The following is an 18,235-nucleotide window of genomic DNA, read 5'->3' as shown; positions in this document are numbered from 1 at the left end:
ATTCGACCCCGGATGCCCGACCGCAAAAAATTTGTTCGCTACTCTATTGACCGAACCGTTCGGTCAACACTATCTATATGGTATGACCGAACCGTTCGGTCAATCTATTTCAGGAAAGTCATTATGAATTCAACACCCCCAAAGACGGTCGCGAAAACCGAAGACCAGTTAAGCCGCCCCCATCCGACATTAACGGCCGAAGAACGGCACCCGGTTCAACCGGAAGCGGAACACTCCGCAGTCTGGTCCCGCCGCGCAGAAGGCCTTAAGGAAACGGTCCCTCCCGCACCTATGGAACGGCCCCCAGCGGATACCACTCCCACTGGCGAGGCCACCTCCCCGGCCCAAAATCAGGCTGGTTCCAGCGCAAAGCCGCCTGACGAAGCAGAGACAGCCAAGAAAAAAGCCAGCCCCCTGCGGAAAGGCATCCGATTGCTGGTTTTGGCCGCCCTGCTCTGCGTCGGCGGATATGAAGGCCATTCCTGGTGGACGGTCGGCCGTTTCATCGAGTCGACCGACGATGCCTATGTGGGCGCGGATATGTCCGTTCTGTCCTCCAAGGTTACCGGATATGTCGATGCCGTCCCGGTGCGTGAGAACCAATCCGTCCAAGCCGGAGATGTCATCGCCCGGATCGAAGACGGCGACTACCGGCTAGCGGTCCAGGCAGTCGAGGACAAGATTGCGGTTCAACAGGCCACCGTCGCACGGATCGACGTTCAGACGATTGCCGCCCAAAGCGTCGTGCGCGAAGCAATGGCCGGTATCGAAAGCGCCAAGGCTGAGCTGGATCGCGCGAACGCCGCCTATCAACGTCAGGCGAAACTGGCAAAAACCAATTTCGCCAGCAGGCAAGCCGAAGACGATGCCCTTGCCGCCCGTGACAAGGCGCGCGCCGCCCTCAACGCCGCCCGCGCGCAACATGCCACGGCCCAAGCCGATATTTCGGTCTTCGACGCACAACGTGTGGAAGCGGAGCGCAGCCTGAACGGCTTGCAGACCGAATTGGCCCAGACCCGGCGCGACCTGCAATACACGGTCATCCACGCCCCAGTCGATGGCGTCGTCGGCAACAAATCCGTCGAGGTTGGCCAACTGGTCCAGCCCGGAACACGGCTGGCCGCCATTGTGCCGCTGCGCGACATCCATATCGATGCCAATTTCAAGGAAACGCAGCTTGCGGGCCTGCGTCCCGGCACGCCGGTCGACATCACCGTCGATGCCTATCCTGATCGCGTCTTCAAGGGTGCGGTGGAAAGCATCTCCCCCGCTTCGGGATCGCTTTTCAGCCTACTGCCACCGGAAAACGCGACCGGAAACTTCACAAAGATCGTTCAGCGTCTGCCGGTCCGGATCCGGCTTATCCCGGATGGAAACGACGGTAGCGAAGGCAAAGGGTCCGAAGCGGTGCTGCGGCCCGGCATGTCCGTAGAAGTCAGTTTCGACAGCCGGGGCGGGGAATAGGGCGTAGTGAAATGACCGATACTTCCCCTGCCTCCCCCTCCAGCGCCCCAGCCGGTGTCCCTGCTGGCGCCGCACCCGTTGCCGACCCACCGATTTCTCCCAGAAAACTCATCGCCTTCCTGGCCATGGTCTTGGGGATGTTCATGGCGATCCTGGATATCCAGATCGTTTCCGCCTCCCTGACCGACATCCAAGCGGGTCTCTCGGCAAGCGCGGACGAGATTTCCTGGGTGCAGACCGCCTATCTGATCGCCGAGGTCGTGATGATCCCCCTTTCGGGTTTCCTCTCGCGCGCTTTTTCGACCCGTTGGCTTTTTGCCGTTTCGGCCGCGGGTTTCACGGCCACCAGTTTCCTGTGCGCGACCGCGACCTCGATCGACGAGATGATCGTCTATCGGGCGCTGCAGGGTTTCATTGGCGGCGGAATGATCCCCGCTGTCTTCGCGGCCGCCTATACGGTGTTCCCGCGCAGCAAACAGCCCATCGTTTCCCCCATGATCGGGCTTGTCGCGACCCTGGCGCCGACCATCGGTCCGACCATCGGTGGTTATCTAACGGAACTGTTTTCCTGGCACTGGCTGTTCCTGGTCAACATTGTGCCTGGCATTCTGGTGACCGTCGCGACCATCACATTGGTGGACTTCGACGAACCGGACCTGAAGCTTCTGGACCGGTTCGACTGGATTGGCCTGCTGTCCATGGCGGGATTTCTGGGCAGTCTTGAATTCGTGCTTGAGGAAGGCCCCGGCGACGATTGGTTCGACGACGGGATGATCGTTGCCTTTTCCGCGTTCTGCGCCGCCTGCGCCTTGGTTTTCTTCGCCCGGGTGTTTACGGCCAAGGATCCGATTGTCGACCTGCGCGCCTTCGCGAACCGCAATTTTGCGACCGGGGCGTCCTTCGGTTTCGTCATGGGTATCGGCCTCTACGGTCTGACCTATTTGTATCCGCTCTACCTCGCCCAAGTGCGCGGCTATTCCGCCCTGATGATCGGCGAAACGATGTTCGTCACCGGCATCTGCATGTTCCTGACCGCCCCCTTCGCCGGCCGCCTCGCGGCAAAGATCGACCCCCGCATCATGGTCGCCGTCGGCTTTCTGGGTTTCGGATTGGGGACCTGGGAAGCATCCAAAATCACCGCCGAATGGGATTTCTGGGAATTGTTCGTGCCCCAGGTGCTGCGCGGTTGTTCCTTGATGCTGTGCATGGTGACGATCACGAACCTGTCGCTCGGAACCTTGCCGATGTCAGCGGTGAAGAACGCATCCGGCCTGTTCAACGTGATGCGCAATCTGGGTGGCGCTGTCGGACTGGCGGTGATCAATACGATCCTGAACAACCGGTTGGACCTGCATCTGTTCCGTCTGAAGGAACACCTGACCTGGGGGAACGAAACGGCGGAAGGCACGCTAGCGACCATCACACAGGGGTTCGCCGGCCTGGGCTCCCTCGCCGACACGGCAGCCTTGAAACAGATGTCCCTGATGGTGCGTCAACAAGCCAATGTGATGGCCTTCGCCGACGTTTTCCTGGCGATCACCGTCATTTTCGTCGTGCTGGTCGCCGCGACACCCTTGATGCGGCAGGCCAAGTCAGGCGGCGGTGGGGCAGGACACTGACGCGGCAGCCCGCGCCGCGGTTCACATCTGACTTGCCGTTTGACGGGCTGCCATCCGGCGCTGCTTGCGGGTATTTTCACTTTGAATGCACGGGAAACACCCGCCCGGACCGGAGACCCAAATGCCGCATCGTGACGACACGCCGCAACCGGCGAACAACCTGCCCGAACTGCTGGAGGCGGAGGCCCCCGCATCGGTCCGGGCTGTTTATGACGGCCTGCGCCAGGGTGCCGCGACGCCGATCGCCGCCCTCATCTGGCGGCACATCGCAACGCATCCCGGCCTACTTGAAGCCTGTTGGACCGCCCTTGGGCCCCTCTTCGCCGACGGCCGTCTGCCCGATGCCGCCTGGCGCGTCGCCAAAGCAGAGTCGCCCCGAAAACTGCTTCCGAAGGTGGCCCCACGGGCCCGGTCCCTGCTTGGTATCGCGCCGGAAGACGCGGAAACGATCCAAGCGCTGGCGGAGGCCTATAACCGCGCCAACCCCGTCAACATGCTGGGGGTGAAGGTGCTGCTTGCCCGCCTCGACAGCGACCAACCGCGCGAAGCAGCGCCCGCCGCCGCGGCCGACTGGTCGCCGCCGCCCGCCATCGCGCGCGCCATCCCGCCCATGACGGCCCCCGCGGATATGGAGCCATCGGTTCGGTACCTTTTGAATGATCTGCGCTTCGGGGATACGGACCAACTCGATCCCGTCGTGCCGAGCCTGTATCGGCATCTGACGAACTGGCCCGCCTATCTGGCGGTTCTCCATGTCGGCCTTGAACCGCTTTTCCGGGACGGCACCATGACCGCCGCCGTCACGCGTGTCGAACAGGCAATGGATGAAGAAGCGGCCCGCCTTGCGCGCCTGATCGACCCCGTCCCCGACCTTGCCGGCCAAACCGCGTTGCTGGAAACCATGCGCCGTTTCGCCGGCGGCGTCATTCCGATGATGATCATCACCGGCCGCGCCATCGCGGACCAGTTGGAGTGACTTCGACCACAAAAAAGGGCCGGGCGAATGATGCCCGGCCCCTATTGTGACGCTTTAAAGGTTTACTTGAACTTCTTGATTTCACCCGATTGCAGGCGAGACAAATAACTGTCTAATTCCCGCTTCACGATCGGCATCAGGAAGTACAGCCCGATGATGTTGACCACCGCCATCGCGAAAATCGCGGCGTCGGAGAAGTCAATCACAGGGCCCAGATTGGCTGCCGCCCCGATGACGACGAAGACGCAGAAGATCACCTTGAAGGCGATTTCCTTGCCCTTCCCTTCCCCGAACAGATAGGTCCAGGCCTTCAGCCCATAGTATGACCAGGAAATCATGGTCGAGAAGGCGAAGAGTACGACTGCGAGCGCCAGGACATACGGGAACCAACTGATCGCCGATCCGAATGCCGCCGATGTCAGACCGACGCCGGACACGCCGCCGACCGTTGCGATCATGCCGTCTTCGACGATGTAGTTGCCCGTCGCGGGATCGGTCATCATCTGACCGGTGATGATGATCACCAGGGCGGTCATCGTGCAGATGACCACCGTATCGATGAGCGGTTCCAGCAGGGAGACGAGACCTTCGGTGATCGGCTCTTTCGTCCGCACCGCGGAGTGCGCGATGGCGGCCGAGCCGACACCGGCTTCGTTCGAGAACGCCGCCCGCTTGAAGCCTTGGATCAACGCCCCGACGAAACCGCCGGCAACACCCAGGCCGGTAAAGGCGCCTTCGAAGATCTGACCGATGGCCCAACCGATCTTGTCGTAGTTCACCAACAGAATGATCAACGCCGCCGCGACATACATGATGCCCATGAACGGCACGACCTTTTCGGTGACGCTGGCAATCGATTTCAACCCGCCGACGATGACCGCGAAGACCACGCCCGCGAATACGATCCCGGTAATCCAACCCGGATATTCGCCCACAATGCCGGAGATCTGTTGATGTGCTTGGTTGGCCTGGAACATGTTCCCGCCGCCGAGCGCACCAAGGATACAGAAAATAGCGAACAACACGGCCAGAATCTTACCGCCCGGTATGCCGCGTTCGGCGAACCCCTTGGTCAGATAGTACATCGGACCGCCGGACACCGTCCCGTTGGCGTATTCATTCCGGTATTTGACGCCCAGCGTGCACTCCGTGAATTTCGAGGCCATGCCCATCAGGCCGGCCAAGATCATCCAGAAGGTCGCGCCCGGACCACCGATCCCCACGGCAACCGCCACACCGGCGATATTGCCCAGACCGACTGTGCCGGATAGCGCCGTTGCAAGCGCCTGGAAGTGACTGACTTCCCCGGCGTCATTCGGGTCTGAATAGTCACCCTTCACCAGCGCGATCGCGTGGCTGAAGCCGCGAAACTGAATGAACATGAAATACAGCGTGAACACAGTCGCCGCCACGACCAGCCAACCGACGATCCAAGGGAACGACGTTCCCGGGAAGGACGAGAAGATCAGGCTGACGAACCAACCGGTCGACGACGCGAAAATTTCATTCACGGTTTCGTCGACCGTCGCCGCCTGGGCGACGGAAGACGACAGCAGAAGCGCCATCGCGGCGCCGAGCACGCTCGGCCAACTCATTAGGTTTTTGAAGGTCATATCTTAGCTCCCCATCAAGGCACGATCGTGCATGGCACGGGCGACGATTGTGCCAAAGCCCCTGCAACTGAACCGAACAGCCGGGATGCGATACCCGGACCGCCCGTGCGGCCGATGATGATCTGGGAAGCCCCCGCTTCCTCGGCCACCGCCCCCAAAGTCTCGGCGACATGGCCGTAGCGAATGGACGTTTCGACGCTGATGCCCCCCGCACTCAGCTTCTTCACCAACGGATCGATGATGGATTCCTTCGCACGTGAGAGCTCCTCTTTGCGCCTGGCATGCCGTTCTTCTATTTCTTCCGGCGTCAGGAAGCTGTAAGGCGACCATTCCAACACGTGCACGATGATGACCGCCGAACCCGACAGTTTCGCAAGATCCATTGCGAAATCGACGGCGCGCTCACCCGCAGAGCTCGGATCGAACCCCACTACTAGTACGTTTGCCATTCCTTTTCCCCTACCCGTAAATCCAAAACATTTACGAAAGACGCTATCTTAATACCGCGCAAGGAAAATTACGAAACAAAGACAGCGCCTTCTTTTTGAGAAGAATTCTCAAAAGACGTGTAAGTCATGGTTGCAACGGGATTTAGGTGTTCAATCCGTGTCGGAATGGAATGGTGCTTCCGTGATGCGAAATTCCACCATCAGCTTCGCATATTCGGTGGTCGCCTCGAATCGTTCCAATCCCGCGTTGAAAGCCGCGATAATTTCGGGCCCGTGCGGATGATCCTTCGAAACGATCAACCGCCCTTCGATTTCGGCGGTCAGATTGGATCTCAGGAACTCGTCCCGCGGCACGCCGATTTCGGCGATGCTTTCAGCCGCCTGGTCCCGCCCCGCCAATGTCACGTCGACCCTGCCCACATGCAGCATGGAGAAACATCCGACCAGATCCGCGGCACGCTGTAGCGTAATTCGATTTTCCAGCAGCAGTTTACGGATCGAATCCGGGGCCGCGAAATCGAACGGCAGACAGAAGGTCAAACCTTCCACAGCCTTTGGATCGTTCAAGTCGACGATCCTGCGGCCGGAGCCCGACCACTGCCAACCACTGTCGATTTTCCTGAATATCGGCTTGGAAAACAGGTACTGTTCCGCACGTTCGGGCGTGACGATATAGGGAAAGGCCGCGTCGACCTGGCTTTCCTGCGTCAGCACGCCGACCCGGTTCCAGGGCCGCCATATCACCGAATCCACCTGGACCCCAGCCGATTGGAAGGCCCGCATCACGACCCGCGTTGCAAATCCGCCATAGGGGAGTCTCTCGTCCGTGAAAGGCGGATAGTCGTCCCCTGTCGCCAGCGAGACATGCAGGTCATGGTCCCAATTCTGCGTCTGATCCTGGCCCCAGACGGGTCCGGCCATACAGAGCAGCAAAAAGACGATCATACCCCGAAACAATTTCACAGGCCGTCCTCCCTCGCCACTGCGTGCCGGTCTTAAATGAGGCGTTTTCTTTGCGCGGAAATGCGCCCAACCTTATGAATTCTTCCCAACGTACACAACGGCTTACGCGATAAGCAGCAGGCTTGCTGGAACGCTGGACCGACCCAAACGCTATCATAGTCCTTTGCCAGCCTTGATTGACATACATCATACCGGCACGGTCGTTGCTGGAATAAAGTGCCTACCGCGTCGTTCAAACCCGCCCCTTAATTTTCCGACGCGATGGCGGCATGAACTTTCAGCGATTGGTGATGCTGTTGCAAAGCGATGCGGGAACGGAAATCGAACGGGCCACGGGCCCTGGAGGCGATAGGCGCGCCGTCGCCCTATCCGCCCGAGGCCTGACCAAGACCTATGTGATGGGCGAGGTTGAGGTCCGCGCCCTGGTCGACGTCGATCTGGATCTGTTCGAGGGTGAATTCGTCGTTCTGCTCGGACCGTCAGGCAGCGGAAAGTCCACCTTGCTGAACATCTTGGGCGGATTGGATGTGCCGACCACGGGCGAGGTCCTGTTCCGGGGACAGGATATCGATGGCCAATCCAGCGCCGCCCTCACCCGCTATCGCCGCAATCATGTCGGCTTTGTTTTTCAATTCTACAACCTGATCCCCAGCCTTACCGCCCGCGAAAACGTCGCGCTTGTGACCGAAATCGCCCGCGATCCCTACGCGCCCGAAGAAGCCCTGTCCCTTGTCGGCCTGGGTGAGCGCCTGAACCACTTCCCCGCCCAATTGTCGGGTGGCGAGCAGCAGCGTGTCGCCATCGCCCGTGCCATAGCAAAACGGCCGGACATTTTGCTTTGCGACGAACCGACGGGGGCCCTGGACAGCGAAACCGGCATGCTGGTCCTGGAAGCCCTGGAACGCGTGAACCGCGAATTGGGCACCACGACCGCCGTCATCACCCACAACGCGGTCATCGCCGAAATGGCCGATAGAACCTGCAGGCTCGCCGATGGGCGGATTGTTTCGATCGACCGGAACGAGACGCGAAAGTCGTCGCGGGAGATGACATGGTAGGCCTGCTCTCCGCGATGAACAGGAAACTTCTCCGCGACCTGTGGCGCCTGCGCGCCCAGGCCCTGGCCATCGCCTTGGTCATCGCGTCGGGCGCGGCGCTGCTCATCACCTCACTGACAACGGAAGAAGCCCTCCGCGATACGACGGATGCCTATTATGAACGCAACCGCTTGGCGAACGTCTTTGCCAGCCTGACCCGGGCGCCGCAAAGGTTGATCCATCGTATCGAAACGATCCCCGGTGTCCGGCAAGCGGAAACCCGGATTGTGGACCTTGCCACCGTCGATTTCGCCGACTTTCCGGAACCGGTGAGTGCGCGGATCGTCTCCCTACCCACCCATGGCAATCCCGTCCTGAACCGGATCGTCCTTCGGGCCGGGCGCTTGCCCGAACAAGGCCGGGAGGACGAGGCTGTTCTGGGCGAGCGTTTCGCCGCATCGCACGGCATTGCGCTGGGCGGCAGCGTGTCGGTCTTGATGGAGGGCCGCAAGCGCACGGTGACCGTTGTCGGCATCGCCCTGTCGCCCGAATTCATCTATCTGATCGGGCCCGGCGCCATTATGCCGGATGACGAGCGCTATGGCGTTTTATGGATGAACCGGGAAGTCATGGAAGGCGCCTATGACATGAAGAACGCCTTCAACGAGGTCTCCCTCACCCTGACGCGCGGCACCGACCCCGAACCGGTGATCGACGCCCTGGACACGCTGCTGGCGCGCTATGGCGGCGCCGGCGCCTATGGCCGGGATCTGCAATTGTCCAACCGCTTCGTTCAAAACGAGATCGAGCAGCAACACACGATGGCGATTACCCTGCCGGCGATCTTCATGGCCGTCGCCGCCTTTCTGACCAATATGATCATGGGCCGCGTGATTGCGATGGAACGTGAGGAGATCGGCCTGTTCAAGGCATTCGGCTACAGCACGGCGGCCGTTGGATGGCACTATTTGAAGATGGTCCTGGCGATCACCGGATTGGGCATCCTTGTGGGCGCGGCTGTCGGAAGCTGGCTAGGCCGCTTCAACATGACGCTCTATGCAGAGGTCTTTCAGTTCCCGTTCCTGGTCTACCGGCCCGGCCCGCAGGCCTATGCGATCGCGGCGCTGGTTTGCGTCGCCGCCACGGTCGGCGGTAGCGCCGTCGCCCTGCGCCGCGCCGTCCAACTGCCGCCCGCGGAAGCGATGCGTCCCCCGGCCCCGCCGATCTATAAACGGACTCGTTTCAGCACCAGCGCCTTTGCCCGCTGGATGGACGAACCGACCCGCATGATCCTGCGGCGTCTGGCCCGCTGGCCGCTGCAAACGGGCTTTTCCCTGTTGGGCATTGCGCTGTCGCTCGCCGTTCTGGTCCTGGCGATGCAATGGGGCGATTCCGTCGACAAGATGATCGAGGATCAGTTCTTCCGCGCCAGTCATCAAGACGCGACCGTTTCGCTGTTCGAAGCCGCGCCGCTGAACGTGTTGAACGATGCAGCCGCCCTGCCGGGCGTCATGGTGGTCGAAGGCCAGCGCGGCGTTACCGCGCGCATTCGATACCGCAACATCGCCCGCCGGCAAGGCATTATCGGCCGTATGGACGGCGCGACGCTGTCCCCGCTGCACGACGCCAAGAAGGGACCCTTGCCGGTTCCGCGGGGCGGCGTGGCGATTTCCACCACCATGGCCGACATCCTGGGCATCCGGCGCGGCGATACCGTGACCTTGGAAATCCTGGAAGGGCGGCGGCCGGTCGTGCAAGTGCCCGTTGTCGAGGTTTTCGAGACCTATATCGACACACCGATCGTCATGCATCTGGACACATTGAGCGACTTGATGCTGGAAAGCCCGCAGATCAATACCTTGCTGGTTCGCGTCGATCCGGCGTTCAAGGCCGAGTTCCTGGCCGCCTTGAAAGAAATGCCCAAAATCGGTTCCGTCGGCTTCCGGCAGGCCGTCATCGATATGTTCTATGCCACCGTGGACAAGAACCTGAACGTCTTCATCGGCATCTTCACGGTGTTTTCCTGCACCCTGGCCTTCGGCGTCATCTATAACACGCTTCGCATCGCTCTAGCGGAACGGTCACGCGAATTGGCGACCTTGCGGGTGCTGGGTTTCGGCCGCGGTGAGATTTCCTATATCCTGTTGGGTGAGACCGGCATCCTGGCCGTCGCTGCCGTACCGGTGGGAATACTCTGCGGCGCGATCCTGTCCTGGTATATCGCCGAACAATTCGCGACGGAATTGTTCCGCATCCCTCTCATCATCCGGCACCAAACCGCCGGTCTGGCCACGGTCATCATCCTGGCAACCGTCATCGTCTGCGCCCTTATCGTGCGCCGGCGGCTTGATCATCTCGACCTGATCGCGGTCTTGAAGACGCGGGAGTAGATTTATGAAAGCGGCATTGTTCCGAGTTTTATTCTGGGGCGTCATCGCTGCGATCCTGATCGCGGGATTGGTTTATGCATTTATTCCCAGACCCTTACCGGTCGATCTTTCCACGATAGAGAAGGATCGCATCACCGTTGCCGTCACCGATGAAGGCAAGGCGGAAGTCCGTGAAATCTACCGGATTACGGCCCCCGTCGCGGGCCGCCTGATGCGGGTCGGGCTTGAAGTCGGCGACAAGGTGAAAGCCGGTGCGACCGAGTTGGCGCGGATCGAACCCTCAGCGCCGGTTTTTCTGGATGTCCGCACGGAAGCGGAAGCCCGCGCGGCGGTTGAAGTCGCGAAAGCCGCCAAGACCTTGGCCGATGCGGAATGGAAACGCGCCCAGGCGGAAGAGGAATTTACATCAACTGAATTGGAGCGCAGCCGCAGCCTGTTCACGCGCGGCACGGTGCCGAAACAGCGCCTGGATGAGGCGGAGCGCGCCTATCGTGTGGCGGCCGCCGATTTGCTGACCGCCCAAGCGCGGCGGGATCAAAGTCAGCATGAATTGGAAGTGGCCGAAGCAAAGCTCGTCTCCCCCACGGCGCCGTCGGATGATGGCGGCAGTTGCGAGTGTCTGGTGCTGCGTGCGCCGGTCGACGGCGAAGTCCTTCAGGTGATCGAAGAAAGCGAAACCAGTTTGGCGCCCGGCAACGGCATTATTGAGATCGGCGACCCGAAGGACCTGCAAATCCGGGTCGACCTGCTGTCCGAGGACGCCGTCTTGGTGAAACCGGGCCTGGCCGCCCGCGTCGACGGTTGGGGCGGCGGGCCGCTGCGCGCCGTGGTTCGGCGTGTTGAACCCTTCGGCTATACCAAGGTTTCGGCACTGGGCATTGAAGAACAGCGCGTTGACGTGCTGCTCGATATCGCCGACCCAGCCGAAGAATGGAAGCGCCTGGGCCATGGCTACCGTGTCGATGTTTCGATCTTTCTGCACGATGTGGAGGACCTGGCCGTTCCGACCGCGGCCCTTTTCAGGTCCGGTACGTCTTGGGCGGTATTCCAAGCGGTCGACGGAAAGGCCGTGCTCCGGACGGTCGAACTCGGCCACCGGAACGCGGAAAAGGCGCAGGTCCTTGGCGGGCTTGCCGAAGGAGACGCGGTCATTATGAACCCGCCGGACACTGTTGCCGAAGGCAGCCTGATCGAAATGCGCTAGCGGCGAGGCATCCGACTGGGCGGACCAATTGTAACCCGTTTATTTATCGGTTACTAATATTACGAGAAAAAGCGGAACATACGAACCGCTGGAGTTCCCTCGTGAAAGTCCGTTTCCTCGTACTCTGCACTCTAGGAGTTGCCGTTACAGGATTGGCAGCCCCCGCCGTAGCGGCGGATTGTGTGAGCGCGCGCATATCGGGGCCACAGATCAGCACAGCCTTAGCGCCCCGCACGATCGGCATTAATACCGTTATCGAGCAAGGCCGCGCGCTGGCATTGCAGGCACTGAAGTCCATCGGCATTGAGCCTGTGATCGTCGCGCCGGAACCGTGGAAACGGGTTCTGAAGCAGCTGCGAAACGGAAAACTCGACCTTGTTCACACGATCCTCAAGAGCGACAAGCGCAGTAAAGTCTATGCCTACACCGTTCCCTGGACTCGGGACATACATGGCATACTTGTTCGCGCGGGACGCAGCTTCCCTTATACCTCGGTCGCCGATTTGGAGGGAAAGGTCGGTGGCACCCTGCTCGGTGCCAGAATCCCTCCCCCACTGAACGAAATTCGGCGACAAGGTGGTCAACTGTTTGAGACTTCCTCGCCCGCATCGCTTTTCGAAATGCTGAATGCCGGCCGCGTGGATTTCGTTGTCGGACCACTGGGGGTCTTTCGACAGTTACTCCATAAATCCCACGACTATCGATCCAAGGATTTTGAAAATCTGCCAGGGGCAAACGTGAGCCTGCCGGTCCACATGGCATTTTCGCGGAACTCCCCATGCGCGGCGAAACTGCCCCAGCTCAACGCGGCGCTTCAAAAGCTGTCACCCATACGGTCGGACCAGGAAATTCTAACCCAATGACGGAAAAATGTGGGGCCGCGACGGCTGGGCCGTGTACGCGCAGGGATGCTCAATTGCGGAGCCGGTTCGTTTCCAGCAAGTATTTATGAAAGTTCATATCGGCTGAGAAAATATCGTCCAGCAGCGTCCGGTACAGATCGCGCAGATCGCCCAACGTCACGGTTTCCTGCAGTTCGGCGTTTCCGACGATACGATAAATGTGTCCCAAAGTTTGATCGTGGTGAATGCAGTGCGCTTCCGTGTGGGGATAGTCCACATGCCGCATCAGGTCTTCTTCATGCCTGAAATGGGATAGAAGGGTTTGTGTGATTTCCCGCGTTTTCTTGACATGGGAATACTCACTGTTTTCGAGATGAATCCTCACCTCTTCAAGGGCGTCGACAACGCTTTGATGGTCGTCGTCAATTTCCTGCACGCCGACCATTCCACTTCTCGGAATGAAAAACGATCCTCGAATACGCCCAGAGTTTGACCGGTCCATGACTACCCCGCAAATGTTCCACAGAATAATACATTAGTTTTTCCTGAATTAACTTCAATCATGGAAATGCAATTAGTTTTCAATCGAACAACAGAACGGGGATGGTTTAGGCCCTGATGCCGGCCTATTTCAGGCGGCCAATTCCAACCAAATATTCTTGAAAATGAAGGTCCGCCGGAAAGATGTCGTCGATCAACACCTTGTAGAGGCTGCGAAGATCCACGATATCGACGTCGCCACTACTATCAACACGGGACACGACATCCTGAATTTCGACAATAGTCTTTGCGTGATGATAGGCATGCCGGTCGGCTTGGGGATACTCAGCCTGACGCATCAGGTCTTCCTCCCGCCGGAAATGGGCCGTTAGAAGCGCGACCAATTCCTGCAACTTCGCCACCGGGTCGTATGCCGCATCGTCCAAATGCTGACGAAGCGCTTCCAATGCCTCCACGATATCCTGGTGATCGGCATCGATTTGCGCGATGCCGATCTTGCCTGCGCGGGGCACAAAGAAACTACCTTGGGGAGGACGGTTAGAAGGCACCGGTCGGAAAACACCCTGTTTGACGCATAACTCTGTCTACAACGGTCGCCAAGCGTTTGCCTAGTTTTCTTGACGGGATTTGAAGCAATTTCTGATCAATGCATGTGCCCTGCCAACAACCTCGCGGCGTCGATGCCGATGGTCACCATGCCGATCGGTGCCGCCCCTTCATCGCCGTCATGGATCGCCAATGAAACCTTGACCTGAAATCGCTTCGTCGATGTGTCGTATTCGAAGTTGGAAAAGTGTCGCTGGGCGCCGCTCGCCAGAACCGCCTCCGCCGCGTTTTCGTCCCCTTGCCAATAATCGCTGGTCAGGCGGTTCAAGCCGATAATGAAACCATCTTCGTTCGTCACGAAAATTTCCGTGATAGTGGGGTGCTCGGCGGCAACGTCACGCAGGACTTCGGACAATGGATTCGATAGCACGATTTCCATCAATGTGCTGGTTCGGTCTTCGTTCAGCGCTGCTTGCCAATCTTCATCGTCTCCGGCCAGCGTCTCGACCCGCGATTCCAAAGGATCCAACGCATCCAAGGTTCTGAAGCGCTTAATACGGTCAACGAGTTCATCGTGGGCCCCGTCGATAATTTTCCTGGCCTCGGCCAACAAAATCTCCCTTTCCCAAGAAGCCACTGCGCGCGCCCCGTGTACGCAATCCTTGATCGTTCCGTTGAATAAGGAAATGAAGGTTGGGTTGGCCGCGACGAAGGATTTGGAAAAATAGAGCTGCAAGGGAACGTACCGTACGATCGAGGACCTGAACCGGTCGCGGGAATAGCCCATCGCGGTGGCTTCTGACTCGAAGCTCCACTCATCCACCATGACGAAGGGTAACCGTTCGGCCACCAGTAATTTCACAAGCGATTCCATGTTGGGGATCGCGTCGAAAAATTTGCCCCCTTCCTGGGCCAGAAGCCGGCTCTCATTGGATCCCAACACGACCCCGACCGTCTCGTCGCGCGGGCGGGCCGAGTTAGCGGACGATTTAAGTTGGATATAGCTCCACCGTTCCAGCACGAAGGGGGCGGTGGGGACAGCCAGCGTGTCGAGAAGCGGATCAGGCAGATTGGGAAAAATCCCGTCTATGCGGCCCGACTTCAACAATTCCCTATTTCGAATTCTCGGGGCACGACGAATATCCACGCGACGCCCCAACCTGCGAAAAATACATCGCATGGCCCCGACCGCCGGGCTCTCCTCCAGGATGTCGGAGCCTATTTCCTCATCATGGGTATGAAGCACGACAATGGGCTCTTCCGCATGGGCCGCACCGTCCATCGCCGTCGCGATTGTGAGAAAAACACTCCAAATTGCCGCAGCCCTGCCCCACCGAAGCCCCCAGCTCGTTGCGGGTTTCTCCGGCGCGCGCATGCGAACCGTTGGGGTTTTAACGATCAAACGGCCATTCCCAGGTTCAGCTCCGCTGACAGTGCGATGCCTGTTCTGTCATAGAAACGGAATGATCATATCATCGTCGCGCAATATGGGAACCAAAAGTACCAATTCGACGCGATCCGCCCACTCAACGCATCCAGCGTGATGCATTCGGGGTGATGCATTCGGGGTGACGTATTCCGTAAATGCGGGCCCAGGCTATAAATGCTGGCACAGGCGGCGGCTGTCGAATATCGCGGCATGTATGTCCCGTGCATTGACCGCGTCGCCGACCCGGAACAGGAAATAATCGCCGTTCGGGTTCGTAACGCTTTCCTGCGGACGGTTTTCCTTAATCGCGTCGATATCCGTCTGGCCGTTGTTCTTGGACCGGTTCTTGACCTCGAAATAGACGTCGTCCGCCGCGACGGTCGCATATTCGGTGACCACCTGATCCGCCGATTGTTCCGATATCTGATGCGTGAAAATATTGTACAGACTGGCAATCAGCTTGTTGCCGTCCCGTTTCACACCGAGCAGCCGGTGATCGGTCGAAACCTTGATCCCATGATCGTAGAAACCCTTCAGGATCGACGGATTGTTGGTGACGCCGATATCCGGGCCGACCATCCGGTCCGGCGTGACGAAATGAACGGTCGATCCCGCCTCTGCCATGAATTCTGCCGCGGAGGGTCCCTGTTGCCGTCCGTTCTCGTCATACATCAGCACAGTGTCCGCCGGGGCCACCTGACCGGACAAAACATCCCAACTTGTCACGACCAGGTCTTCGCCTTCTTCCAGAAACGCCGTGTTCGGAAGTCCGCCCGTCGCGATGATGACCAGGTCCGGGTTTTCCGCCGCGATCTCCGCCTGCTCCGCATAGGTATTGTAGCGGATTTCGACGCCGGCGCGCTCAGCCTCCGCCGTCAGCCAATCGACGATGCCGATCAGGTCGCGGCGCCGCGGCGCCTTGGCGGCAATCACCACCTGTCCGCCGGCACGCTCCGCCGCTTCGAACAGCACGACGGTGTGCCCGCGCAGCGCCAGCACACGCGCCGCTTCAAGGCCCGCCGGGCCGGCGCCCACGACAACCGCCTTCTTCGCCGGCCCCTGCGACGGCGGGACCAATTGCGGTACCGTCTTCTCACGCCCCGTGGCCGGGTTGTGGATGCAATAAGCCGCGCCGGAAATATAGATATTGTCGATGCAATAGCCCGCGCCGACGCAGGGTCGGATGCGCTCCTCCTCCCCCCGCATCAGCTTTGCGACGATATGCGGATCGGTCATATGCGCGCGGGTCATCCCCACCAGATCCATCGCGCCGCTTTCGATCGCATGCCGCGCGGTCGCGACATCGGCGATCTTGGCCGCATGCATGACCGGCAGATCGAATGCCTGCTTCACCTCGCCCACCACGGCAAGGTTCGGCGCGGCGGGCGTTCCCATCACCGGGATCACATGGCTCAATGTCTCGTCGCTGTCGACCGACCCCACAATGACACTCAGAAAATCGACCATGCCGGTCTCCACAAAGCGGCGTACAATTTCGAACCCTTCGGTCTTGTCGATGCCGCCGCGCAGGCGTTCGTCGATGGAAATGCGCAGGCCGACGATATAGTCGTCGCCCACCGCCTTGCGGATTTCCTCAAGCACTTGCATGCCGAAACGCAAGCGGTTCTCCAAACTGCCGCCATATTCATCCTGCCGCTTGTTGGTCAGCGGGGACGCGAAGGCGTCGAACAGATGGCCGTAGGATTCCACTTCCAAGCCGTCCAACCCGCCGAGCTTGGACCGCAGTGCGGCCTGACCGAAGTCTTTCGCGATACGGTCTATGTCCTCTTTTTCCGCGACTTTGGGAAACATACGATGCGCCATTTCCCGCACCGTGGAGGGACTGACAATGGGCAGCCAATGTTCCGTCGACCAACTGGTGCGGCGGCCCAGATGGGTGATCTGGTTCATGATCGCCGCGCCGTGCTTGTGCATTGTATCGGAAAGATCGGCGTAGAATTTCACGACCTCGTCCGTCGAGGCATCGATATTCCCGAAGGCCGCGGGTGAATCCGCGGAAACCGTGCAGGACCCGCCGAACATGGTCAGCCCAATCCCGCCTTTTGCCTTTTCGGCCTGATAGCGCAGGTAACGGTCGCCCGGCATGCGCCCATCGGTATAGGCCGGTTCATGCGCGGTGGAGACGACGCGGTTCTTCAGCGTCAGATGTTTTAGAGTAAAAGGCTGTAGAAGCGGATCGCTGGCGGTCATGACGGGCCCCGGATAAATTGTCCTGCCCCTATTTCACCCCGTTCGGCAGGGCTTCGTCCAGTTCCGCTTTGGTTTCCGCCTGGCAGGTCTTTCCGGAGGTATCGAAAACAGCCTTCTGCATCCGCATAAAGGTACCGTGCATGGCCGATGCCAACGCCGTCTGCCTGGCATTGAAATCGCGTTCCTGCAGAAACTCGCCCAGCGCGACGGTGCCGCGCCCCTCGTCCAGCCCGCACCACCAGGCAAGCGCCCCCTTGATCGCATAGACCAGGATTTGGCGCGTATCTGCGGTCGACACCGGCGGATTGAACAATTCGAACTCATCCGTACGGCGGCAAGGCACACCGTCGCAGTTCAGATAGTGGATGCCCTTCAGCGACTTCTGCATGAATTCGGCGGCGTATTGTTCTGAGATCAAGGGCCGGAGCTTGTCGTCCAGCGCATCGGCCCGCGACACTCCCGGCAGGCCGCAGACAATCGCCAGGACGGCGGCATATAGGACGGGACGGCGCATCATGTTTCCCCACGGGTTCACGGGTTTCCAAACCGCGCAGTATAAGCAGTGCAGCGTTCTTGGGAAGGCGCGGCGGCGGTCATTCTTGCGCCGTGCGCGCGGCCGTCACATCGACCTCGATCAGGTATTCCGGACGGCCCAAGGCCGCCACGACCACCAGCGTCCAAGGCGGTAGGATATCGCCGAGCAGTTCCTTGTGAACCTCGACATAGGCGGCGATATTCTCCTCGCCGACGATATAGCTCGTGACCTTGACGATATCGGCAAAGCCCATGCCCGCCTCGTCCAGGATGGCCCGTACATTTTGCCAGGCCTGCTCCGCCTGGGCGCGCGCGCCTTCCGCGCATTTCCCGTCCGGGTCCTCGCCCAATTGGCCGGACAGGGTCAGCAGGTCGGTCACGCCCTGCGACAACAGGGCGTGACGATAGGCGCTGGCCGGTGGGGCGATCCCTTTCGGGTCGACCGATTTCTTCATGC

Annotated in this window: 16 protein-coding genes; 7 read left to right on the top strand and 9 right to left on the bottom strand. The window is 59.9% G+C overall.

What is annotated here, in order from left to right; genetic code table 11:
• The first annotated feature begins 123 nt into the window (after positions 1-123).
• The 3 genes from EOI86_RS06805 to EOI86_RS06795 all read left to right on the top strand — a co-directional run bounded on the left by EOI86_RS06805 (position 124) and on the right by EOI86_RS06795 (position 4,059).
• Positions 124-1,464, top strand: coding sequence for an HlyD family secretion protein (locus tag EOI86_RS06805; RefSeq protein ID WP_127764340.1), 1,341 nt, complete (start codon positions 124-126; stop codon positions 1,462-1,464).
• Between the two features lie 11 nt (positions 1,465-1,475).
• Complete coding sequence (locus tag EOI86_RS06800; protein ID WP_127764339.1) at positions 1,476-3,083, top strand: DHA2 family efflux MFS transporter permease subunit; 1,608 nt, start codon at positions 1,476-1,478, stop codon at positions 3,081-3,083.
• A 121-nt stretch (positions 3,084-3,204) separates the two neighbouring features.
• Positions 3,205-4,059 (top strand): hypothetical protein, encoded by an 855-nt coding sequence (locus tag EOI86_RS06795; RefSeq protein ID WP_127764338.1) that lies wholly within the window; start codon positions 3,205-3,207, stop codon positions 4,057-4,059.
• A 62-nt stretch (positions 4,060-4,121) separates the two neighbouring features.
• Here the strand turns inward: EOI86_RS06795 and EOI86_RS06790 are convergent, their stop codons facing one another.
• From EOI86_RS06790 to EOI86_RS06780, 3 genes are all read right to left on the bottom strand, one after another.
• Entirely contained in the window at positions 4,122-5,672 is a 1,551-nt protein-coding gene (locus tag EOI86_RS06790) for an alanine/glycine:cation symporter family protein (RefSeq protein WP_240035579.1), read from the bottom strand.
• A 14-nt stretch (positions 5,673-5,686) separates the two neighbouring features.
• Positions 5,687-6,121, bottom strand: coding sequence for a universal stress protein (locus EOI86_RS06785; RefSeq protein ID WP_127764337.1), 435 nt, complete (start codon positions 6,119-6,121; stop codon positions 5,687-5,689).
• A 150-nt stretch (positions 6,122-6,271) separates the two neighbouring features.
• Positions 6,272-7,084, bottom strand: coding sequence for a substrate-binding periplasmic protein (locus EOI86_RS06780; RefSeq protein ID WP_127764336.1), 813 nt, complete (start codon positions 7,082-7,084; stop codon positions 6,272-6,274).
• A 269-nt stretch (positions 7,085-7,353) separates the two neighbouring features.
• On the opposite strand from EOI86_RS06780, the gene EOI86_RS06775 reads away from it, so the two are divergent.
• The 4 genes from EOI86_RS06775 (at position 7,354) to EOI86_RS24530 (ending at position 12,578) form a co-directional block, all read left to right on the top strand.
• Positions 7,354-8,142: an ABC transporter ATP-binding protein gene (locus tag EOI86_RS06775; protein ID WP_127764335.1), complete on the top strand. Its 789-nt coding sequence runs from the start codon at positions 7,354-7,356 to the stop codon at positions 8,140-8,142.
• A complete protein-coding gene (locus EOI86_RS06770) occupies positions 8,136-10,511 on the top strand; it encodes an ABC transporter permease (RefSeq protein WP_127764334.1) in 2,376 nt (791 codons plus the stop codon). The genes EOI86_RS06775 and EOI86_RS06770 overlap by 7 nt, the downstream gene beginning before the upstream one ends.
• Before the next feature lie 4 nt (positions 10,512-10,515).
• Entirely contained in the window at positions 10,516-11,715 is a 1,200-nt protein-coding gene (locus tag EOI86_RS06765) for an efflux RND transporter periplasmic adaptor subunit (RefSeq protein ID WP_127764333.1), read from the top strand.
• A gap of 182 nt (positions 11,716-11,897) precedes the next feature.
• Positions 11,898-12,578, top strand: coding sequence for a substrate-binding periplasmic protein (locus EOI86_RS24530; RefSeq protein WP_161973729.1), 681 nt, complete (start codon positions 11,898-11,900; stop codon positions 12,576-12,578).
• 49 nt (positions 12,579-12,627) lie between these two features.
• On the opposite strand, the gene EOI86_RS06755 is transcribed toward EOI86_RS24530, so the two are convergent.
• From EOI86_RS06755 to EOI86_RS06730, 6 genes are all read right to left on the bottom strand, one after another.
• Positions 12,628-12,993 carry a hemerythrin domain-containing protein gene (locus tag EOI86_RS06755; RefSeq protein WP_127764331.1) on the bottom strand — a complete coding sequence of 122 codons (366 nt, stop codon included), beginning with the start codon at positions 12,991-12,993 and terminating at the stop codon, positions 12,628-12,630.
• Between the two features lie 190 nt (positions 12,994-13,183).
• A complete protein-coding gene (locus EOI86_RS06750) occupies positions 13,184-13,570 on the bottom strand; it encodes a bacteriohemerythrin (RefSeq protein WP_161973728.1) in 387 nt (128 codons plus the stop codon).
• A 131-nt stretch (positions 13,571-13,701) separates the two neighbouring features.
• On the bottom strand, positions 13,702-15,006 hold the full coding sequence (locus tag EOI86_RS06745) for a PDC sensor domain-containing protein (RefSeq protein WP_127764329.1): 1,305 nt from the start codon (positions 15,004-15,006) through the stop codon (positions 13,702-13,704).
• A gap of 195 nt (positions 15,007-15,201) precedes the next feature.
• Complete coding sequence (locus EOI86_RS06740; protein WP_127764328.1) at positions 15,202-17,244, bottom strand: oxidoreductase; 2,043 nt, start codon at positions 17,242-17,244, stop codon at positions 15,202-15,204.
• 28 nt (positions 17,245-17,272) lie between these two features.
• Positions 17,273-17,761, bottom strand: coding sequence for a hypothetical protein (locus EOI86_RS06735; RefSeq protein ID WP_127764327.1), 489 nt, complete (start codon positions 17,759-17,761; stop codon positions 17,273-17,275).
• Positions 17,762-17,837: 76 nt separating this feature from the next.
• Entirely contained in the window at positions 17,838-18,233 is a 396-nt protein-coding gene (locus EOI86_RS06730) for a RidA family protein (protein ID WP_127764326.1), read from the bottom strand.
• Positions 18,234-18,235: the final 2 nt, after the last annotated feature.

This window comes from Hwanghaeella grinnelliae, assembly GCF_004005845.1.
GTDB lineage: Bacteria > Pseudomonadota > Alphaproteobacteria > UBA8366 > Aestuariispiraceae > Hwanghaeella > Hwanghaeella grinnelliae.
This window is presented reverse-complemented; position numbering and strand designations above follow the sequence as displayed.